This window comes from Variovorax paradoxus (assembly GCF_009498455.1).
Lineage (GTDB): Bacteria > Pseudomonadota > Gammaproteobacteria > Burkholderiales > Burkholderiaceae_C > Variovorax > Variovorax paradoxus_H.
The window spans coordinates 4,083,644-4,101,449 of the sequence record NZ_CP045644.1 but is presented as its reverse complement, the minus strand read 5'-3'; the positions used below and the strand labels follow the sequence as shown (position 1 = coordinate 4,101,449).

The 17,806-nt window shown below is 59.2% G+C and carries 15 protein-coding genes and 2 pseudogenes; 10 read left to right on the top strand and 7 right to left on the bottom strand.

The annotated features are described in order from the left end of the window. Positions 1–6: 6 nt before the first annotated feature. Complete coding sequence (locus GFK26_RS18965) at positions 7–399, bottom strand: cupin domain-containing protein (RefSeq protein WP_153283330.1); 393 nt, start codon at positions 397–399, stop codon at positions 7–9. A gap of 12 nt (positions 400–411) precedes the next feature. Beyond that, the gene (locus GFK26_RS18960; protein WP_228121692.1) at positions 412–1,119 is read right to left on the bottom strand and encodes a DUF2848 domain-containing protein; all 708 of its coding nucleotides are present in this window, start codon (positions 1,117–1,119) and stop codon (positions 412–414) included. A gap of 217 nt (positions 1,120–1,336) precedes the next feature. Here GFK26_RS18960 and GFK26_RS18955 point away from each other — a divergent pair, with 217 nt between their 5' ends. From GFK26_RS18955 to GFK26_RS18945, 3 genes are all read left to right on the top strand, one after another. Further along, positions 1,337–2,824, top strand: a complete 1,488-nt coding sequence (locus GFK26_RS18955; protein ID WP_153283328.1) for a 4-hydroxyphenylacetate 3-hydroxylase family protein — start codon at positions 1,337–1,339, stop codon at positions 2,822–2,824. Positions 2,825–3,012: 188 nt separating this feature from the next. Further along, positions 3,013–3,579 carry a MarR family winged helix-turn-helix transcriptional regulator gene (locus tag GFK26_RS18950; RefSeq protein ID WP_153283327.1) on the top strand — a complete coding sequence of 189 codons (567 nt, stop codon included), beginning with the start codon at positions 3,013–3,015 and terminating at the stop codon, positions 3,577–3,579. A 444-nt stretch (positions 3,580–4,023) separates the two neighbouring features. Beyond that, positions 4,024–4,989 (top strand): Bug family tripartite tricarboxylate transporter substrate binding protein, encoded by a 966-nt coding sequence (locus tag GFK26_RS18945; RefSeq protein ID WP_153283326.1) that lies wholly within the window; start codon positions 4,024–4,026, stop codon positions 4,987–4,989. 562 nt (positions 4,990–5,551) lie between these two features. Here GFK26_RS18945 and GFK26_RS18940 read toward each other — a convergent pair. Beyond that, the gene (locus tag GFK26_RS18940; protein WP_153283325.1) at positions 5,552–6,109 is read right to left on the bottom strand and encodes a MarR family winged helix-turn-helix transcriptional regulator; all 558 of its coding nucleotides are present in this window, start codon (positions 6,107–6,109) and stop codon (positions 5,552–5,554) included. A 106-nt stretch (positions 6,110–6,215) separates the two neighbouring features. Here GFK26_RS18940 and GFK26_RS18935 point away from each other — a divergent pair, with 106 nt between their 5' ends. The 4 genes and pseudogenes from GFK26_RS18935 to GFK26_RS18920 form a co-directional block, all read left to right on the top strand. Further along, entirely contained in the window at positions 6,216–7,592 is a 1,377-nt protein-coding gene (locus tag GFK26_RS18935; protein WP_194273907.1) for an MFS transporter, read from the top strand. Between the two features lie 89 nt (positions 7,593–7,681). After that, a complete protein-coding gene (locus GFK26_RS18930) occupies positions 7,682–9,313 on the top strand; it encodes a flavin-containing monooxygenase (protein WP_153283323.1) in 1,632 nt (543 codons plus the stop codon). Positions 9,314–9,557: 244 nt separating this feature from the next. Further along, complete coding sequence (locus tag GFK26_RS18925) at positions 9,558–10,463, top strand: alpha/beta fold hydrolase (protein WP_228122074.1); 906 nt, start codon at positions 9,558–9,560, stop codon at positions 10,461–10,463. A gap of 216 nt (positions 10,464–10,679) precedes the next feature. Beyond that, positions 10,680–11,069, top strand: a pseudogene (locus GFK26_RS18920) (transposase); the annotation flags it as partial. A gap of 175 nt (positions 11,070–11,244) precedes the next feature. Here the strand turns inward: GFK26_RS18920 and GFK26_RS18915 are convergent. Continuing rightward, the gene (locus GFK26_RS18915) at positions 11,245–12,303 is read right to left on the bottom strand and encodes an IS110 family transposase (protein WP_153283321.1); all 1,059 of its coding nucleotides are present in this window, start codon (positions 12,301–12,303) and stop codon (positions 11,245–11,247) included. Next, positions 12,300–12,584 carry a hypothetical protein gene (locus GFK26_RS18910; protein ID WP_153283320.1) on the bottom strand — a complete coding sequence of 95 codons (285 nt, stop codon included), beginning with the start codon at positions 12,582–12,584 and terminating at the stop codon, positions 12,300–12,302. Before GFK26_RS18910 ends, GFK26_RS18915 begins: the two co-directional genes overlap by 4 nt. A 66-nt stretch (positions 12,585–12,650) precedes the next feature. On the opposite strand from GFK26_RS18910, the pseudogene GFK26_RS18905 reads away from it, so the two are divergent. Further along, a pseudogene (locus GFK26_RS18905) lies at positions 12,651–13,583 on the top strand (IS3 family transposase); the annotation flags it as partial. Between the two features lie 428 nt (positions 13,584–14,011). Here the strand turns inward: GFK26_RS18905 and GFK26_RS18895 are convergent. Further along, complete coding sequence (locus GFK26_RS18895; RefSeq protein ID WP_153283318.1) at positions 14,012–14,770, bottom strand: citryl-CoA lyase; 759 nt, start codon at positions 14,768–14,770, stop codon at positions 14,012–14,014. 41 nt (positions 14,771–14,811) lie between these two features. Then, positions 14,812–15,993, bottom strand: a complete 1,182-nt coding sequence (locus GFK26_RS18890; RefSeq protein ID WP_153283317.1) for a CaiB/BaiF CoA transferase family protein — start codon at positions 15,991–15,993, stop codon at positions 14,812–14,814. A gap of 83 nt (positions 15,994–16,076) precedes the next feature. On the opposite strand from GFK26_RS18890, the gene GFK26_RS18885 reads away from it, so the two are divergent. Together GFK26_RS18885 and GFK26_RS18880 are read left to right on the top strand one after the other, a co-directional pair. Further along, positions 16,077–16,823 (top strand): dienelactone hydrolase family protein, encoded by a 747-nt coding sequence (locus tag GFK26_RS18885; protein ID WP_153283316.1) that lies wholly within the window; start codon positions 16,077–16,079, stop codon positions 16,821–16,823. Beyond that, complete coding sequence (locus GFK26_RS18880) at positions 16,820–17,686, top strand: SDR family NAD(P)-dependent oxidoreductase (protein ID WP_228121691.1); 867 nt, start codon at positions 16,820–16,822, stop codon at positions 17,684–17,686. The genes GFK26_RS18885 and GFK26_RS18880 overlap by 4 nt, the downstream gene beginning before the upstream one ends. The last annotated feature ends 120 nt before the right edge of the window (positions 17,687–17,806 follow it).

Sequence of the window (17,806 nt, the reverse complement as noted above, 5' to 3'; positions counted from 1 at the left end):
CGCCTCTTACTTCTTGCTCTCGTCGTAATAGTGAATCTCGTACAGGAGACATCCAGTCTCGGACTTGAACGGACCGTGCCAAACACCCGGCGGACGGCATGCATAGGTTGGTGCGGCGAACTCTTCACCTCCCACGCCGTTCTCGTCGTTGCCCACCGTCAGGTTTCCCGACACCAGATAGACCTCTTCCCAGTGGTCATGAACGAAAGGCTTGGTGGAGAAGGCGCCCGCTTCGAACCGAAGCAGTCGCGTCCGGCTGCCGGACTTGTTCACTTCGTCGATGTCACTGGCCAGAATCTTCTCTTGCACGGCCGCGCCCGGCGGATACCCGGGAGGGCTCTGCCATCCGTTGACCATGTCCAATGGGTGAAATTCAAGGTGGGGTTTGTTCATCGGCATAGCGCTCTCCTTTTAGCCCTCGATGGGCAGTTCAGTCACACGATAGGAATGATTCAGGCGGCGCTGGAGCACAGGGTCTTCCAACTCCATTTCGAACTTCTCTGCGGGCTCCAAGTTGCCGTGCACAGCCAGCGTTCCACAGAACATGACCAGCCCGGGCGCGGGAACGTAGCCATCGCCGCCATAGAGTCTGAGAAGTTCGGAGGGATGGCGAATCTTGGCGAGCGGCCCCTCTTGGTAAAGGCGACGTTCACCGCCCTTGGTCATCCATGAACGAACGATGAGTTCGTTCCAGTGGCCGGCCACCTCCTCAAAGGCCCAGACTTTTGTTGATACGGGCTTGGCGCACATCTGCTTGGAGATGGTGATGCCCACGGTCTCCACTTCGCGATCGGTGTGGTCGGAGCCTATGCCCAACCACAAGCCGCGCTCGGTGCTGAAGATCACGGGTTCCACCTCACCGCTTGCGGTGCTTCCCACCACCTCGATAGATTCGCGCTGGGTCAGCAGCGTGGCAGCACCCCGGTAAAAGATCGGCGTCTTCTTCGGGCGTCGTACACCCAACGCCTCCAATTCCAAGATGTGGGCTTCGATGGCCGCAGCGTCGCTGCCGGTCCAGCCCGCAATCACCAGATCAGTGACAGGCACTTCGAAGGTATGTCCGCCCAGAGAGTCGGTCGTCTCGAAATGCAGCGTTGTTCGAACAGGGCTCATTTCCATCTCGTTCCTCTTGATCAACATTTCACGGGTTCGTGGACCCCGGCGCTGCATCGCGAACCCAACCAATTGCATGCGCCAGATAGATGAGTTAACATACCCATGTGGCTGAGTATGCAGCGTTTGCGATCTGACGTCAACCGTCGGATTCGGCGAAGCCGACCGAGCCAAGTCGCCGTCCGTCAAAGGCGGTATCAAGTCGTTTCAACAAGGAGCTACAGTGGTCACAGCTAACTTGCGTACAGGTGATGAGTACCTACGCGCGCTGCGCGATGGTCGACAAATTTATGTGGATGGCGAACGGGTCTCGGATGTGACGACCCATCGCGCATTCGCGAGGGGAGCGCGCTCGCTGAGCAACCTCTACGACATTGCGGCGGCGCCCGAAAATCGAGAGGTGATGACGTACACGTCACCGACGACCGGAAATCCAGTCCTTCGCGGCTTCCAGATCCCGAAGGCGCACGCAGATCTGAAGGCGAAACGCCTGGCGAGCGAGATGTGGTCGGAAGCGACCTTCGGCCTCATGGGCCGCTCGCCGGACCATGTCGCTGGATTCTTCTGCGGCTATGCAGCCGTACCGAGCGTGTTCGCTGCTGGCGGACAGCAGTTTGCGGACAACGTGGTCAAGTTCTACGAGCACTTGCGCGAGACCCACAAGTACGTGACGTACGCCATCGTGCCTCCGCAGATCGACCGCAGCAAGCCGGCGCATCAGCAAAGCGACCCCACCTTGTACGCAGGGGTCGTCAAGGAGCGAGACGATGGCATCGTCATCAAGGGCGCCCAGCAACTGGCAACGGCCGGCGTCTACTGCGACTACATCTACATCAGCACCATCCATCCGCTGCAGCCTGGCGACGAGAACTACGCATTCGGTGTGGCTGTGCCTGTGGGAGCCCCAGGCGTCAAGCTGTACCCGCGCCGCCCCTTCGGCGGCCAAGCACTGAACTCCTTCGACTACCCGCTGTCCAGCCGCTTCGACGAATCGGACTGCTTCGTGGTGCTCGAAGACGTGTTCATCCCCTGGGAGCACGTGTTCATATATCGCAACCTCCAAGTCGCCCGCGACCAATGGTGGAAAACGCCTGCACATCTCTACGGCAACTTGCAGGCGCAGGCTCGCTACGCCACCAAGCTGCGTTTCATGACCGGCTTGGCCAAACGCATGAACGAGCTGACGGGCAACGATGCCAACCCCGCGGTGCAAACCCAGATGGGTGAGCTGACCTCGCTCGTGTCCATCGTAGAAAACATGCTGCTGGCTCAGGAAGTGGCGGCCGAGACGGACAGCAATGGCGTACTGTGGCCGTCGCGCACCGCGCTCTACTCGATCATGGCGCTCCAATCGGAGTTGAACGCTCGTATGGTGGAAATCATCCGTGAGCTCTCCGGCGCAGGGATGATCACCCTCCCCTCATCGTTCAAGGACTTCCAGAACTCCGAAACTGCCGCCGACGTGCAGCGGTACTACCGCTCGGCGACCACCAGCGCTGACGAACGCGTTGCGCTGATGCGGATGGCCTGGGACTTCATTGGCTCGGAGTTTGGCAATCGCCACCAGCAGTACGAGAAGTTCTACGGTGGTGCATCCTTCCTGGTCAAGCAAAATGTCAACCGCAATTTCGATTACGCACGAGCAACCGGCTTGGTTGATCGCGCGTTGGCCCTTCCAGGCTTCGAGGGCGCATTCGGACCGAACGACTAGTAGCGAATTGCGCGACTAAAGGGCCGGATTTGATGCCGGCCCTTTTGTTGCGAATATGGCAAACCCCTGGGGTTTTCCATATGGCTATGTTGACAAGGCTAGCTGAGGAATATATATTTCGCTGGATTAAAGTATTTTAAAAAACCCAGTGCAGCGGCGCGACGCGTATTCGGGAGCAAGCAGATTAAATGACCTCCGCAACAAAGACTTCGCGTGCTCTTATCAAATCGCGGGAACCCAAACTCGAAGTACCAGTGGCTTCGCAGCCACTGTCGGTTGACCGTATTCGTCGAAAAAGCGATGCGAGCCGCAAAGCGCGAGACAGCAACAAGCACCTCTACTTCATAGGTGTGGCCGAAGCGCGCTACGTGCTGCGCAAAGTGTTCCGCATCGTCGAAGAGCAGGCCAAAAAGTTTGGCATCGATCCGTTGGCTCACCAGGCACTGATTCAAATCTATGGTTGCCCCGACATGGAGCTTCAGGTCAATCAGGTTGCGAGCCGCCTTGATATAACGCCGGCCTTTTCTTCCAGCCTTGTCAAACTGCTGGTGGAAAAAGAGTTGGTAGTGCGTCGGCGTGGCGATCAGGATCAGCGGACGACCTATGTCGCCATGACGGATCTGGGCCGAGATACGCTGCACAAAATCGACGAGAGCGTGAAATTTCACGTGGACTATTTCGTCAGTCAGCTGAGCATCGAAGAGCGCGAAAGCGCTTTGTCAATTTTGATGTTCTATGTGGGCGCGAAGCTCTGACAGCCTGACGAGTCGGGCTGGTTTCCCTTGCCGCGGCCGGCGGCACCGCCAGCAGATGGCCGCCGACCTGGCCGCTGCGATGAGGGCTGCGGAAGCTGTTCACCATCCCATCTTTAAGCGTTCCGCGTTCATCAATGCTGGCGCCTCTCTGCGGCTCGGGCGTTGGCCCGACGTATTCGGCCCATGGTGGCCCGCCTTTCCGCGGGCGCCCATCTGCATCTCTTGCTGAATGGGATTGGAGGGCGACAGCGTCAAGGGATACCAGATCTGCCCGAGGACGGTGCACCTCGACGCTTCTGGTCGCTCCTGCTTAATGAATGGGCCACGCGCATCGGGTTGGCCCCAATATTGCATGAGACAACAAGGCTACTTAACATAGCCTGTCGGATAGGTCTGCACGGGCCAGTACCCGGCTTTGAGGTAGTTAAACCCAAAGGATTTGTCATGCTCTCTCGTCGAACACTTCTGACCGCCGTGGCCGCCTTGGGCCTCGCGCATCCAGCCGTCGCGCAGGATTACCCCACCCGCCCCATCAAGCTCGTGGTGCCATTCGGCGCGGGCACGACCGCGGATATCGTGGCACGTGTCTTCGGGGAGGGCATCGCTCGACAGATGGGCCAGCCGGTCGTCGTTGAAAACAGGGCCGGCGCAGGCGGCAACATTGGCGTGGATATGGTTGCCAGGGATTCCGCAGACGGATACACCATCCTGCTCGGCACTGTCGGAACACATGCGATCAACCCTACGCTCTACCGCAAGCTCACCACCAACGCGCTCAAGGACTTTGCGCCCATCGGCTTTGCCGGCTCCACCCCTACGCTGCTTATCGTCTCGGCCAACTCGCCCTACAAGACGCTGAAGGACCTGCGCAACGCTGCGTCAGCCGGAAAGAGACTCAGCTTCGCCTCTGCGGGCAACGGCACTTCAGGGCACCTGGCTGGCGAGCTGCTCAAGGTTCGCCTTGGCGGCGACATGGTGCATGTGCCCTACAAGGAGGGAGCGACCGCGTTAAACGACGTGATCGCGGGCCAAGTGGACTTCATGTTCTACCACCCCGTGGCGGCACTTCCCCACATCCGTGCGAACAAGCTGCGAGCACTCGGCGCTTCAACCGCGCGGCGAACTTCGATTGCTCCGGACGTCCCAACACTCCAGGAGCAAGGCATGGAAAATTTCGACCTGATGGCGTGGATGATGCTCTACGCTCCAGCCAAGACCCCTCCTGCTGTACTTGCAAAGTTGCGCGCGGCAACCTCGAAAGCCGTCATGACCGAAGGGACCAGAGCCAAGCTTGTCGCGTTGGGCCTTGAGGTTCCCCCAATGGACGAGGGACAGCTCGTGCAGTTCAGCAAATCCGAGATTGAAAAGTGGTCCGAGATCGTGAAGCTATCCGGAGCCCACATCGATTGAGCCATACCAGGCGGCGGCACAGGCGTCCCCTGGTCTTCGGGCGACGCTCCTGTGCTGCTAGGGTGCGGCCGCTTGATGTCCGTCGACCGACGCCCAGTCGGCTTTTCCAAAAGCTCAAGTGACCGATATGAGCTCGAAGCTATCGGCGATTAATTCCAACACCAGCTTCTTTGGCGCCGTCGTGTCCAACAGCACTGAGAGACGCGCTCCTTGGTTCATATGGCAAGCCGGAAGATTCCCCGCTCCATTCTGAGTCACTCGACCATTTCCCGGTCAAATCTTGACGCCTACAACGTCAACGCGGCCTTCTCCGTGAGCGTCCAGTCATCCCCATCGTGACCGGCCGCACTCGGGTCACGTGGACTGCAGTTGAGCTCCGACGTAGGAAACGCACTCCAGGAGGTTGAGGGCGGCCAGCAGCAAGAACTTCTCGGCGTCAGTTCGCACTTGCAGCAGGTCGTGTGCTAGCGGGACGATGTCCCGGCGGCACTGTCTGGAAGGGAAATCGGCCCAGTGGCTGACATGGCACGACAAAGCCTCCCGAGGGACTCGAATTGAACGCTCAAGCGGCCCGTTGTCGCCGGCGCGGTGAAAGAGGCGGTGTCGCAACTTCCGACGGCACTACTGAGTTTGCCTGTCGCGTGCCAAAAGCTTCGGGGGCTGGCCCGTCCGAGTTGCTGGGAGCGCGACTGACCGAGCTGTTACCTTGGACCAAGGTCGTCAGCATCCTCATGAAGTCCGCTTGTTGATCGGCCGGTAAAGGCGCAAGGAGTCGATCTTGCGTGCGAAGTAGACCAGGCTCCACCGCCGAGAGAAGGCTCTCGCCTTCGGGCGTGATGGTAAGTAAACGCACCCGTCGGTCATCAGGACTTGCATTTCGGGTCATCAACCCACGCGCCTCAAGGCGGTCGACCACGCTGCCGATGGTTGAGGTGTCAATGCCGATTGCACGAGCTAGACCTCGCTGGTCGATTCCGGGCTGACCAGCAACTGCCGCTAACGCTCCGTACTGGACCGGGGTGATGCCATGCAACTTTGTCTCTTCGAGAAACAAAGCGACCGCGATCTGGTGTAGGCGCCTGACGTGGTATCCGGGAAGTTGCTCGAATTCAGCAGTCATTGTTTTGAAAGGAGCCAAGGGTTTACACGGACGTAGTCCAAAAATTATACGCCTACACTTATCGTCAGCCTACTTATTAACAGCACACTTACTATCATTCAAAGCCATGGCAGAAGCTCCCACCATCGATGTTTCGCGCTTGATTGACGATCGCCGCATCAATCGCTTCAACGTTAAGCTTTTGGTGATCTCCTTTCTGTTCGTGCTGCTGGACGGCTACGAGCTCACTGCTGCAGCGTTCGCCGCGCCATACCTCGTGAGGGAATGGGAGATCACCAGTTTGGCTGCACTCGGACCAGTCTTTAGTGCGAGCCTGGTCGGCGTTGCTTTCGGTGCCCCGTTGTTTGGCTACGTGGGCGATCGATTCGGGCGCAAGGTCGCGATCATCGGTTCGTGTTTGCTGTTCGGCGCGTTCACACTGGCCTGCATCAAGGCCAGCTCGTCCACAGAGCTGCTCTATCTGCGCTTCCTCGCCGGGATCGGCATCGGGGGACTGCTCCCAAACATCACGGCATTGAATGGAGAGTTCGCTCCGCGCCGGATCCGCGCGACGCTGATCATCATCATGTTTACGGGCCTCACCTTTGGAGGGGCGCTGCCGGGGCTGATCTCCGCGACTCTCGTGCCCACCTACGGATGGCAGGTCCTGTTCCTCATCGGCGGTGTTGCACCCATTGCATTTGCCATCTTGGCGATCTTTCTACTGCCTGAGTCGCTGAAGTTTCTTGTACTAAACAAACGTAGCCGGAAATCAATCGTCGACATCGTGCGCGCTCTCAGCCCGACGCTTGCGATTGGTCTGAACACGAGATTCGTCGTCCAGGGGGAATCGGGCTACTCGGGATTTCGGCCAAAGCTACTGTTTACTGGCCGACTGGCATACCTGACTCCCCTCCTTTGGGTCATGTTCATCTGTTGTCAGATGGCTTTCTATTTCACCAACAGTTGGCTACCCACTGTCCTCGCCACTGCACAAGTGACGGCCTCGCACGCGGCGATCGCCACGTCAATATTCCAGATCGGGGGCACCATCGGTGGCCTGGCGCTTGCGCGCCCCCTTGATAAGCACGGATTCAAGCCGGTGGCTGTTTTGTTCGCGCTGTCTCTTCCGATTGTTGGTTCGCTGGGGTTCCTTACCGGCAAGGAGCCTTTGCTGATGGCGGGAGTATTTTTTGCAGGTTTCTGCCTCCTCGGTCTGCAACTAGGACTCAACGCTGCATCGGCGCTCATTTACCCGACTGCTTTCAGAGCAAACGGTTCCGGTTGGGCCTTCGCTATCGGTCGCGTTGGAGCGGTGAGCGGGCCGATTCTCGGCGGAGTCCTCCTGGCGATGAACTTACCGCTCCACCATGTTTTTCTGCTGCTGCTGATCCCGCTCGGCGTTGGAACCGCAGCAAGTGTCGTTATCACTCGGTTGAGCGGCAGCGGATTTCAGGACGGCACGCGGGTCGAGGCGACGACGCGACAAGGCAATCGAGAGTGATGGAGTCCTGACCGAAGCCGCTCATTCCACATGGCACCCGTCCCCTTGACTTGGTGCAAATTTTTCAAGCTTGTTATCTAAGGATTTTCATGAAGGAAGATACTTCTATTGGAACCGTGGTTGACGCGGTTGTCGTTGGCGCCGGGTTCGGCGGCCTTTACGCTGTCAAATCGCTGCGCGACGCGGGCTTCAAGGTCCAGGCGTTTGAGGCTGGTGACGGTCTCGGGGGTACGTGGTACTGGAATCGTTATCCAGGTGCACGTGTCGATCTCGAGTGCTGGGATTACTCGTATTCGTTCTCCTCGGAGCTGCAGGATGAATGGGACTGGACCGAGCGCTATCCCACAGCTGGAGAGCTGATGCGCTACCTCAATCATGTGGCTGACCGCTTCAGCCTTCGTGAGTCCTTCCGCTTCAATACGCGGGTGGAGTCGGCCTTTTTCGACCAGAAGCGCAACCTTTGGACGATTGCAACTTCGGACGGCAAAACCACCACCGCCCGCTTCTTCGTCCCGGCGACCGGCGTGTTGTCCGTGCCCAAGCCGCCGGACATCCCTGGCGCAGAGAGCTTTCAAGGAGAGAGCTTTCACACGGGTCGCTGGCCGCAGCATGACATCGACTTCTCCGACAAGCGGGTGGGCATTATCGGCACCGGTTCATCAGGTGTGCAGGTCATCCAAGCGATAGCCGGGAAATGCAAGCACCTTACGGTTTTTCAGCGTACGGCGGTGTTTGTGCTGCCCGCGAAAAACTACTCTCTCACGCCGGCGATGCGAGCGCGGGTCCGCTCAGGCTACAGCGAACGCCGAGCGATTAGCCGACTAACTCGCTTCGGCAATTCAGTCCCAGCCGCCTACGAATCCGCGCTGGAGGCGAGCCCTCTGGAGCGCCAGAAGAAGTACGATAACGCGTGGGAAAACAGCCACCTTCTTGCATTTCGCGCTTGTTACGGCGACATCCTCTCAAACGATGAGGCGAACGAAACTGTCGCCGAGTTCGTGCGCGAAAAGATTCGCGCGATCGTCAAGAATCCGGAAGTAGCGAAGAAGCTGCTTCCTTATGGATTTCCCTTTGCCACCAAGCGACCATGCCTCGGGGATACATACTACGACGTCTACAACCGCGAGAACGTCACGCTGGTGGACCTACAGTCCACGCCGATCGAGGAAATCGTACAGAAAGGCGTGCGCACTAAGGACGGTGTGCACGAACTCGACGTCCTGATCTACGCTACAGGCTATGACGCGCTCACTGGCGCACTCAACCAAATCGATGTGCGCGGGGTCGGAGGGCGCGCGCTCAGCGGCAAGTGGGCGGGAGGCGCAAAGACCTATCTGGGTCTCATGACCAGCGAATTCCCAAATATGTTCACGGTGACCGGACCAGGCAGTCCCGGGCCGTTGGCCAACATGTCGATGGGCATCGAACAGCACGTCGATTGGGTAACGCGCGTGATGAAGTACATGCGACAGCACAACTTCGAATGCATCGATGCCAACGCGAGCGCAGAGCACGAGTGGATGCAGCATGTGCAGGATCTTGTGTCACGCACGCTTTATCTGAAGGCGAACTCGTGGTACCTCGGCGCCAACGTCCCCGGAAAAGCGCAAGTCTTCCTGCCCTATCTCGGGGGGCATGGCAATTACAGAAAGAAGTGCGACGACGTGGCCGAAGCGGGTTACGAGGGGTTCCATCTGACCCGCTCACTGGCCGTTGACTAACGAAGTCGTCACCGTTTTCTCGCCCCTTCCAGCCTTTACTCAAGCGGTTCCGGGTGTTCAGCCGGAAGCGGCGTAGCTCGATGCGTGATGGCAGAGAAATAAGTCGCCGTTTTGCGGGCGTTGTCCAGACCGCTTCTTTACTTTTTCCGGGTGAGCGCTCGGCCTGCAACGCGGCCAGTGAGGCGCGTTGCTTCTAACCGGTCATCTCCAAGATGACATCCTTCAGGAGAAAGACTTGAATCTCGTGGATCAAGACAAAGGTGGCCGACGCTCGATCGGGCGTGCGGATGAATCGGCAAGGGTAGACATCGAGCATGCCTTTCTAGATGTCGGAGGTGTGCATACCAGCTACTACACTGCCGGCGACCCAAGTTCGACACCGGTCCTCTTGCTACACGACGGCGCCTGGGGCGCCGACGCGATGTTATCTTGGAGGGACGTCCTGGTAGATTTGGCAGCCGATCACCGCGTGGTCGCACCCGATCTTCCCGGCTTCGGCCAAACCGACAAGGTTGTGATGTTCGGCACGTCGCCCTTTGAGCATCGGTTGCGTCACATCGCGGGTTTTCTCAAGCTGCTGCAGCTAAGTGGCCCGCCGCACGTAGTGGGAACCTCGTTCGGCGGAACGTTGGCACTTCGCGCCGCTGCGGCCTCTTCTTTTCCCATGGCGAGCGCGACAAGTGTTGCAGGCACCGGCGGACCGTGGCGGGTCGAACTCGCAAAACAACTCCTCGCCGACCTAGAGCCCGGACGAGAGTACATCTCACGGGTCGTGGAGGTGTTGACGAATAAGACCTCAGGAATGGATGAGCATATCGACCGGCGTTACAAAAATTCCACGGCCCCCGGACATTACGCGGCCATGGTGTCACTGAGACTTAAACACCCTGCTGCGGCGCCTGTCGTCGTCGAGGACAGGTATCCCGCCAGCCTAGCTGATGCGGCCGTTCCGGTCTCAGTGATCACCACCGCCCAGGATCGACTGGTGGAGCCGGATTGGCCGAAGCACGTCCGGCCGGTTGCGCCGAATGTGGCTTTCTATCAGATGGATGGCCCACACTCCCCGAACATCACTCATCCGCAGGAACTAGCAGCGTTATTGAGAGACATCATGCGCAATCAAGGGCGATCGCATACACGCACCGAATAGGTGCCGCAGGGGATCACCGATTCCGTGCATCAGTTGCCGGTGGCTGCCAACATTCCGGATTGACGCTTCGATGGCTGGCGGCCGAATCGGGCGTGGTGACAGACATAACCTATTGAGCTGGCCCCTTGAATGACAGAACACGGTCTATCGCTTATCTTTAAAGATAGGAGTAGGACTGTGAGTACGACTAGGAATACGGATACCGTCGAAGTGATCATGAGGGACCAGCGCCGCAGGCGCTGGTCCCTTGCAGAGAAGGCCGCACTGGTTCGTCGAAGCTACGAACCTGGCATGAGCGTGTCGCTCGTTGCGCGCCAGGAAGGCGTTGCTGCGAGCTTGCTGTTTCAGTGGCGCAAGCTTGAACGCCAAGGGGCGCTGACTGCGGTCTCCGCCGGCGAGGCGGTGGTGCCGGCTTCTGAGCTCGCCGCCGCTCGTGCCGAGATCGCCAAGCTACAGCGCGTGCTTGGCAAGAAGACGCTGGAGAACGAGATCCTCAAGGAAGCTGTGGAGTACGCCGCAGAAAAAAATGTATGGTCCGCCTCGCATTCGCAAGGCTCCTTCACTCAGACGAAAGCAGTTTGCACAAATGTATCCGGCCTCTCGCGGGTGGGCTGCTGTTGCAGCCAGGCCATGATGAGATTCGCACGCAACGTTCCCAATAAGTGGACCGGGTTGGAACACCCGCTTTTTTTCTCGGGCTTACGTCAGGTCGATCGTCTGTTTCGTCATCAATCCGGAGCCAAGCAAACTTCGGAAACCCAAAAAGCGTTGCGATAAAAACTCAGTTCAATTCGGTGGAGAAGCGAGGGTCACGCCGTTCATAGAGAGCACCTGCTCTGGTCAAGATCACCCACGCGATCCGCACCATTTTGTTGGCAAGGGCGACCACCAGCTTGTTGTGATGCAGTCTTGCTTCTGCCTGATCGAGCCAGACCCCGAGTCGATCCTTCGATCTGTCCAAATGCATGCAGGACGCTCGCGCGCCATGAATGAGCAGCGTGCGCACGTAGGTGTTGCCACGCTTGCTGATCCCGGTCAGGTTCGTTTTGCCTCCGGTGGAATATTGCCCTGGTGTCAGTCCCAGCCATGCACTGAGATCACGGGCCCTCTTGAATTGATGGGCGTCGCCTACCGCCGATACGAGCGCTGTTGCGATAAGCGGACCGACCCCAGGAATCGATGTAAGTCGGCGTGCCATGTCTGATGCGTCCGCTACCGCGTTGATCTTGCGACTGAGGACGGCAATTCGTCCCTCGAGAGCAGCTAGATCGCCGGCCAGATCGACAAGGAGTTCGCGCATGGAGGGCGTGAGGTCGTTCGCCTCATCGGCCAAAGCGGCTGGCAATCCAGATTTGAACCCTCCCACTCCATTGCGCATGGCAACCCCGTATTCCAAGCAAAATGCACGCATCTGATTGATCAATCGGGTGCGCGTCGAGACAAGCAGTTGGCGGCTACGGTGAAGCGCCTGCAGATCGACCTGTTCAGTGTGTTTGACCTGCACAAAGCGCATCGTCGGCCGCGTGACTGCTTCGGCGATCGCAGCGGCGTCGATGATGTCGTTCTTGTTGGACTTCACATAGGGCTTCACAAACTGAGCTGGAAGAATGCGAACCTGGTGACCCAGCGCCTGCAGCTTGCGCGCCAACCATTGCGATCCCGGGCAAGCCTCCATACCGATCAGTGCACCCGGGACATTGACGAAGAATCCCTGAATGTTGCTGCGACTAAGTTTGGCCTTCTTGACGGGATTGCCGCTGGCGTCCATGCCGACGACGTGAAACCACGTCTTGCCTAGATCGATGCCGTAAGTGACTGCCGCGATTTTCTGGTTGCTCATGACGGTCTCCTGGTGGATGAGGAACGTGTTGTACAACTTGGAGGGGCGAGGCGGACCATCTCACCCAGCGCCTGCAGCTTGCGCGCCAACCATTGCGATCCCGGGCAAGCCTCCATACCGATCAGTGCACCCGGGACATTGACGAAGAATCCCTGAATGTTGCTGCGACTAAGTTTGGCCTTCTTGACGGGATTGCCGCTGGCGTCCATGCCGACGACGTGAAACCACGTCTTGCCTAGATCGATGCCGTAAGTGACTGCCGCGATTTGCTGGTTGCTCATGACGGTCTCCTGGTGGATGAGGAACGTGTTGTACAACTTGGAGGGGCGAGGCGGACCATCTCATTAGTGGATTGCGCGCTCGCCCTTGCTGGACGGGGACGGCCAGTGAAGGCCGTCTGCCAGGCCCTTGGGTTGGCGCGCTCGAACATTCATCGCTTGCAAGCTCGCCCCGAGTCCTGGATCGACGCCCGGACACGACGCACGGCGCCTGCAAGCGACGTGGCCTTGCTCGACGAGATCAAGGCCCAGATCACCGAGTTGCCGACCTATGGCTACCGGCGTGCCTGTGCGTTGGTGAACCGGCATCGAGCCACCATCGGTGCGCCGCGAGTGAACGCCAAGCGCATCCACCGCGTGATGGCGGCTCATGCATTGCTGTTACCGAAGGCGCCGAGACGGCGCCAGTCCAGCCGGCCCCATGAGGGCAAGGTGGCCGTCGCGCACAGCGACATGCGCTGGTGCTCGGACGGCTTCGAGATCAAGTGTGATTCGGGGCAAACCGTGACCGCGACCTTCACCAAGGACTGCTGCGACCGGGAGATTCTGGCCTATCGGGCATGGGAGGGCAAAGGGCTGCCGGGCGAGCCGGTGCGCGAAATGCTCATCGAGGCCGTGGAGAAGCGCTTCGGCGGCGTCGAGGGTGTTCCCAGTACCCACGCCTTGGAGTTCCTCTCGGACAACGGGGGCGCCTACATCGCGGCCGAGACTCGACAGATCGCTCGACAACTGGGCCTGAGCCCGGTCAACACGCCCGTGTGCAGTCCCCAGAGCAACGGCATGGCCGAGAGCTTCGTGAACACGTTCAAGCGCGATTACGTCAGCCGCATGGACCTTGCCGATGCGAGAACTGTAATGGCGCAGATGGCCGCAGCCTTCGAGCACTTCAATGAGGTGCATCCGCACTCGGCATTGAAGATGAAATCACCCAGGGAGTTCAGGCAGCATCGCGCTGCCCAACAGCGTCTTGCTCAGATCGAGCAGACGCTACATTGCGAATAGCCCGTGTCCTGAAATACGGGGGCAAGATCACTATGTTGCCACGGGCGAACGCTGGCTGTATGGACTGACTCCCCGGACGAAGAACGGTCCTGCGCTGGCGGGTTACCGAGCCATCGCCATGGCCAATGCGCTCAGGAGAACCGTGACCACGCTGCCCGTGGGGACTGGATCTAAGGCTCCTACAACCGAGTGCGCATTGACTCAGCAAACGGATACCTCGCCCCAGTCACAAGGGAGCAAAGCCTCTCGGCTGCATGACTTGATGTGCGTGGAAACGAGGCAGGGTCACATGAACAGCGCTTACCACTTGCCACGTCTTTTTGCCTGAGCCGAGTACTCGGGAAACTTGGCCCACAGATGTGAGCGGAGGCACTGTCAATCGTCGATTCTGAACGCCTGCCCTCCCCTTGACTGGCTCAGCGACGGCTTCAATCCACCCCCTCCTCGTAGTCGATAGTCTCGCTGAGAGCATATATGTCTGGGGAAATGGGCGAGCTCCGCTCCTCAAGCACATGACCGACCAGCCCTGCACAGCGACTCACCACAGCGACCGCGCGCATCGCTTCCACAGGGAAGTCGATCTCGTGCAAGATCGCGCCGAGTGCGCCGGTCGCATTCAGGACAATCCGTTTGCCCGCGTCGGCATCGATCTCTTCACTCAGCGTCTGCAGCAAGGCGATGTAGTCGCCCTTCACGCCGGCCGCCTCAGCCACTTCGAACAGCCTCGCCGCGCGAGGATCCACCCCCTTGTAGTTGGCGTGACCGAAGCCGGGGATACGCCGCTTCGATTGGCGGAACTTGGCGACGAGATCCTTCGCCCATTCGCGTTTGTCCCCCCCAAAGGACATACCCTCGCTCAACACCCGGCCTGCGCCCACCATCGTGCCCGCGTATCGATTTCCGACCATCAATGCACCTGCTGCCAGCGGGATCTGAATGTCATCGGGATTAGAGTCCGCAACGATGCGAGCCACTAGTGCGCTGGGCGTCAGACCATGGTCCATCAGGACAAGTAGTGCCGCGTCCAGAACCTTGCGTTGCGTCGCAGTCGGCACTCGGCCAGTAACGACCAGGTAGAAGCCTTCGGTAAAGCTCAGTTCGCCAACGACCTCACTCAGGGTGTCTTTGCCGCGAACCCGTAGCCGCGCGGTGTCATTAAGGTGAGTTCCAATTCGTGTCTTCGTCATGATTGAATTCCTGATGTCCTTTGTATCGTCCGCCAACTTTTTCAGCCGCCGGACTGAATCTTGGCGATGACCTCGTCGGCATAGCCGAGTGCACGAAACACGTTCAAGGAGTGTTCGCCGAGGTCGGGCGCGGGCTGCAACGGTTGATCCGTTCTCTGACCGTCATACAGCACCGGCCGGCGAATCATCTTCTGCGGACCGTGCACGGGATGCTCGGCGTCGGCGAAAGAGTTCAGATGCTTTACTTGTGCATCCTCCATAACTTCTGGAAGCGTCAACACAGGTGCATGCGGTACATCGTTTTCGACAAAGCGGGCGATCCAATGGTCACGCGGCCTCGTCTTCGACGTGCGGTTCAGTTCGATAGCAAGTTCTTCGTAGTTGTCCAGCCGCTGTGCTCGTTCAGCGAATCGCGGATCCGTGGCCAGGTCTTCGCGCTCCAGGGCCTTGAGCAATCCCAACCAGAACTTTTGAGGCGAAGACATATGGACGGCCACCAGCGATCCGTCTTGGCAGCGTAACGCGTAGGACTGCGACGCGCGCACTCGCATCAAAGGATCCGGCTTAACGCCCGCCATCGTGAAATTGGCGAAGGGATCGCTGATGAACGCCATTGTCGACTCCAGCATGTTCAACTGGAGGGTACGGACCTTGCCTGTGCGCTCCCGTTCGAACAGCGCGCCGAGGATCCCGTAGCTGGCGTACATGCCCGTCAGGTTGTCCGCAATCGAGGGCCCAGTTATTTGCGCATCGGCACCAAGCAAGAGGCTGGAGATGCCGCTCAGCGCTTGCCCCACCGCGTCATAGGCAGGCCGATCAGCGTACGGACCTGACTCGCCAAAACCTGTGATGGAGCAAACGATCAGGCGAGGGTTGACCTCCCGCAGCTGATCCACGCCGAGCCCGAGCCGCTCCATCACACCAGAGCGGAAGTTCACTATCAGCACGTCAGCGCTTTCTATCAACTTCAGAAACGCCTCTTTACCGAGCGCACCTTTCAGGTTGAGCGTGACCCCTTTTTTGTTACGGTTGTAGGTGGCGAAGTAGGGGCTGTAAGTGCCGCCGCGAAAAGATCGGAAGGGGTCGCCATCTTTCGGGTTTTCTACCTTGATCACCTCGGCGCCGAGATCCGCCAACAGTGTGCCGGCCAGCGGCCCCGTGATCATCGCCGTGAGTTCGACGATTCGCACGCCGGTCAGGGGCGAGGTTGGGTTCTTGTCCATTTTTCCTTCCACGTCGTTGCAACACCAAATGCTGCATGCTAGGATGCATCATTCAACTACCTTTGTCAACAGACCTAATTGCCATGGATCTCCTTTCGACAAATGTCTCGATTCCCATCGGTACCGACCACATGGACGCGTACTTCACCCGACCTGCCCAAGCCAGTGGCTCCATCGTTTTGATCCAGGAGATCTTCGGCGTCACGCCCGCGATGCGTTCCATCGCGGACGACCTTGCCGGGACTGGCTATGCAGTTGTTGTGCCGGACATCTACTGGCGGCTGGCACGCAATTTGAGTTTGGGCAACGGCGAGGACGCCAACGAGCGCCAAGCGGCCGTGGACTACTCCTTGCGATACGACGAGGTCACGGGCGTATTGGATCTGGCCGTTTGCGCCGACTGGCTACAGGCAGAACAGTCGGCAGACCAACGGCCAATCGTGTTCGGCTTTTGCCTGGGCGGTCGAATGGCGGTTCGCATGGCGGCTGCCACGCCGCTGTCCGGCATGATCTCCATGTACGGAGTGGGCTTGAACAAGCTCGGGGACCTTATCCAAGGGATTCAGTGTCCCTTGCAGTTCCATTTCGGGACGAACGACAACCACAACCCGATCGAGGTGATCGAGGCGGTGTCCGACGCGGTCATCAAGCGTGGCCACGAAGGCGACGAGTTCTACACCTATGAAGGGGCTGAGCACGCGTTCTACAACCGGTCTCGCGCCGATCGATTCAGTCCTGCTGCTCACGAACTCGCCAAGGCCCGGGCGCTGCGCTTCGCCGCCAAATGCTTCGGCGATCTCAGCCAGCCGGCTGTGGGAGCCCCGACGTGACGACTCCCTCTGCACATCTTCCGGCCGAACGCCTGACGGGCCGAACCGCGCTGGTAACAGGCGCGGCGCAAGGAATTGGTCTGGCAATCGCACAGCGGCTCGCTACCGCCGGGGCTAATCTCATTCTGGTCGACGTGGCGGAGCAAGAACTGCATCGGGCCGCAACACAGCTCCGGAGTCACGGCGCAAGCGTTCTCGCCCAGGTCATGGACATTGCTGATCGAGCAAGCGCACAGGCGCTGCGCGTCAAGCTGGCCGAGGCATCCTCCAGGGTCGACATCCTGATCAATAACGCAGCGATAGGTCCTGAGCGCAATGATCCGGCCTATCTCGTGGCGAAGCCTAAATTCTGGTCGACCCCTGACGCGCTATGGCTTGAGATGCTGCGGGTCAATGTATTTGGGGCTCAACTGCTCAGCACACTGTTCGCCCCGGACATGGTGCAACGGGGCTGGGGACGCATCATCAATGTCTCGACCAGTCTGGATACGATGTATCGTCAGGGCATTGGCCCCTATGGGCCTTGCAAAGCCGCATTGGAGGCGTCATCGCGCATCATGTTCCAGGATTTGGATGGAACTGGCGTCACCGTCAACGTGCTGCTCCCCGGTGGACCAGTGAACTCCCGCATGGTGCCGGCGGACTGCGGGATAGAACCCGAAGACCTGATCCAACCCGAGAAGCTCGCTGAACCAGTGCTCTGGCTGTGTACAAACGAAGCAAATGACGTCACTGGCTTGCGGTTGGTGGCGAGGCACTGGGACTTGGCGCTCTCGGTCCAGGAACGCCTCACCGCGGCAACCGCGCCAATTGCCTGGCCACAGCTGGGGGCGCAATCGCACATCCCGGCGGCCAAGGCCTGATTCAGCGGGAACCGTGCAGCCTGGTTGCCTGGTGCTGCGAGCAACACAGGCTCAATCTGCACTCGTCACCGTGTGACTGTGCGCCGGGCCGAGGGCGCGTAGAGCGACAGCCTCTGCTGA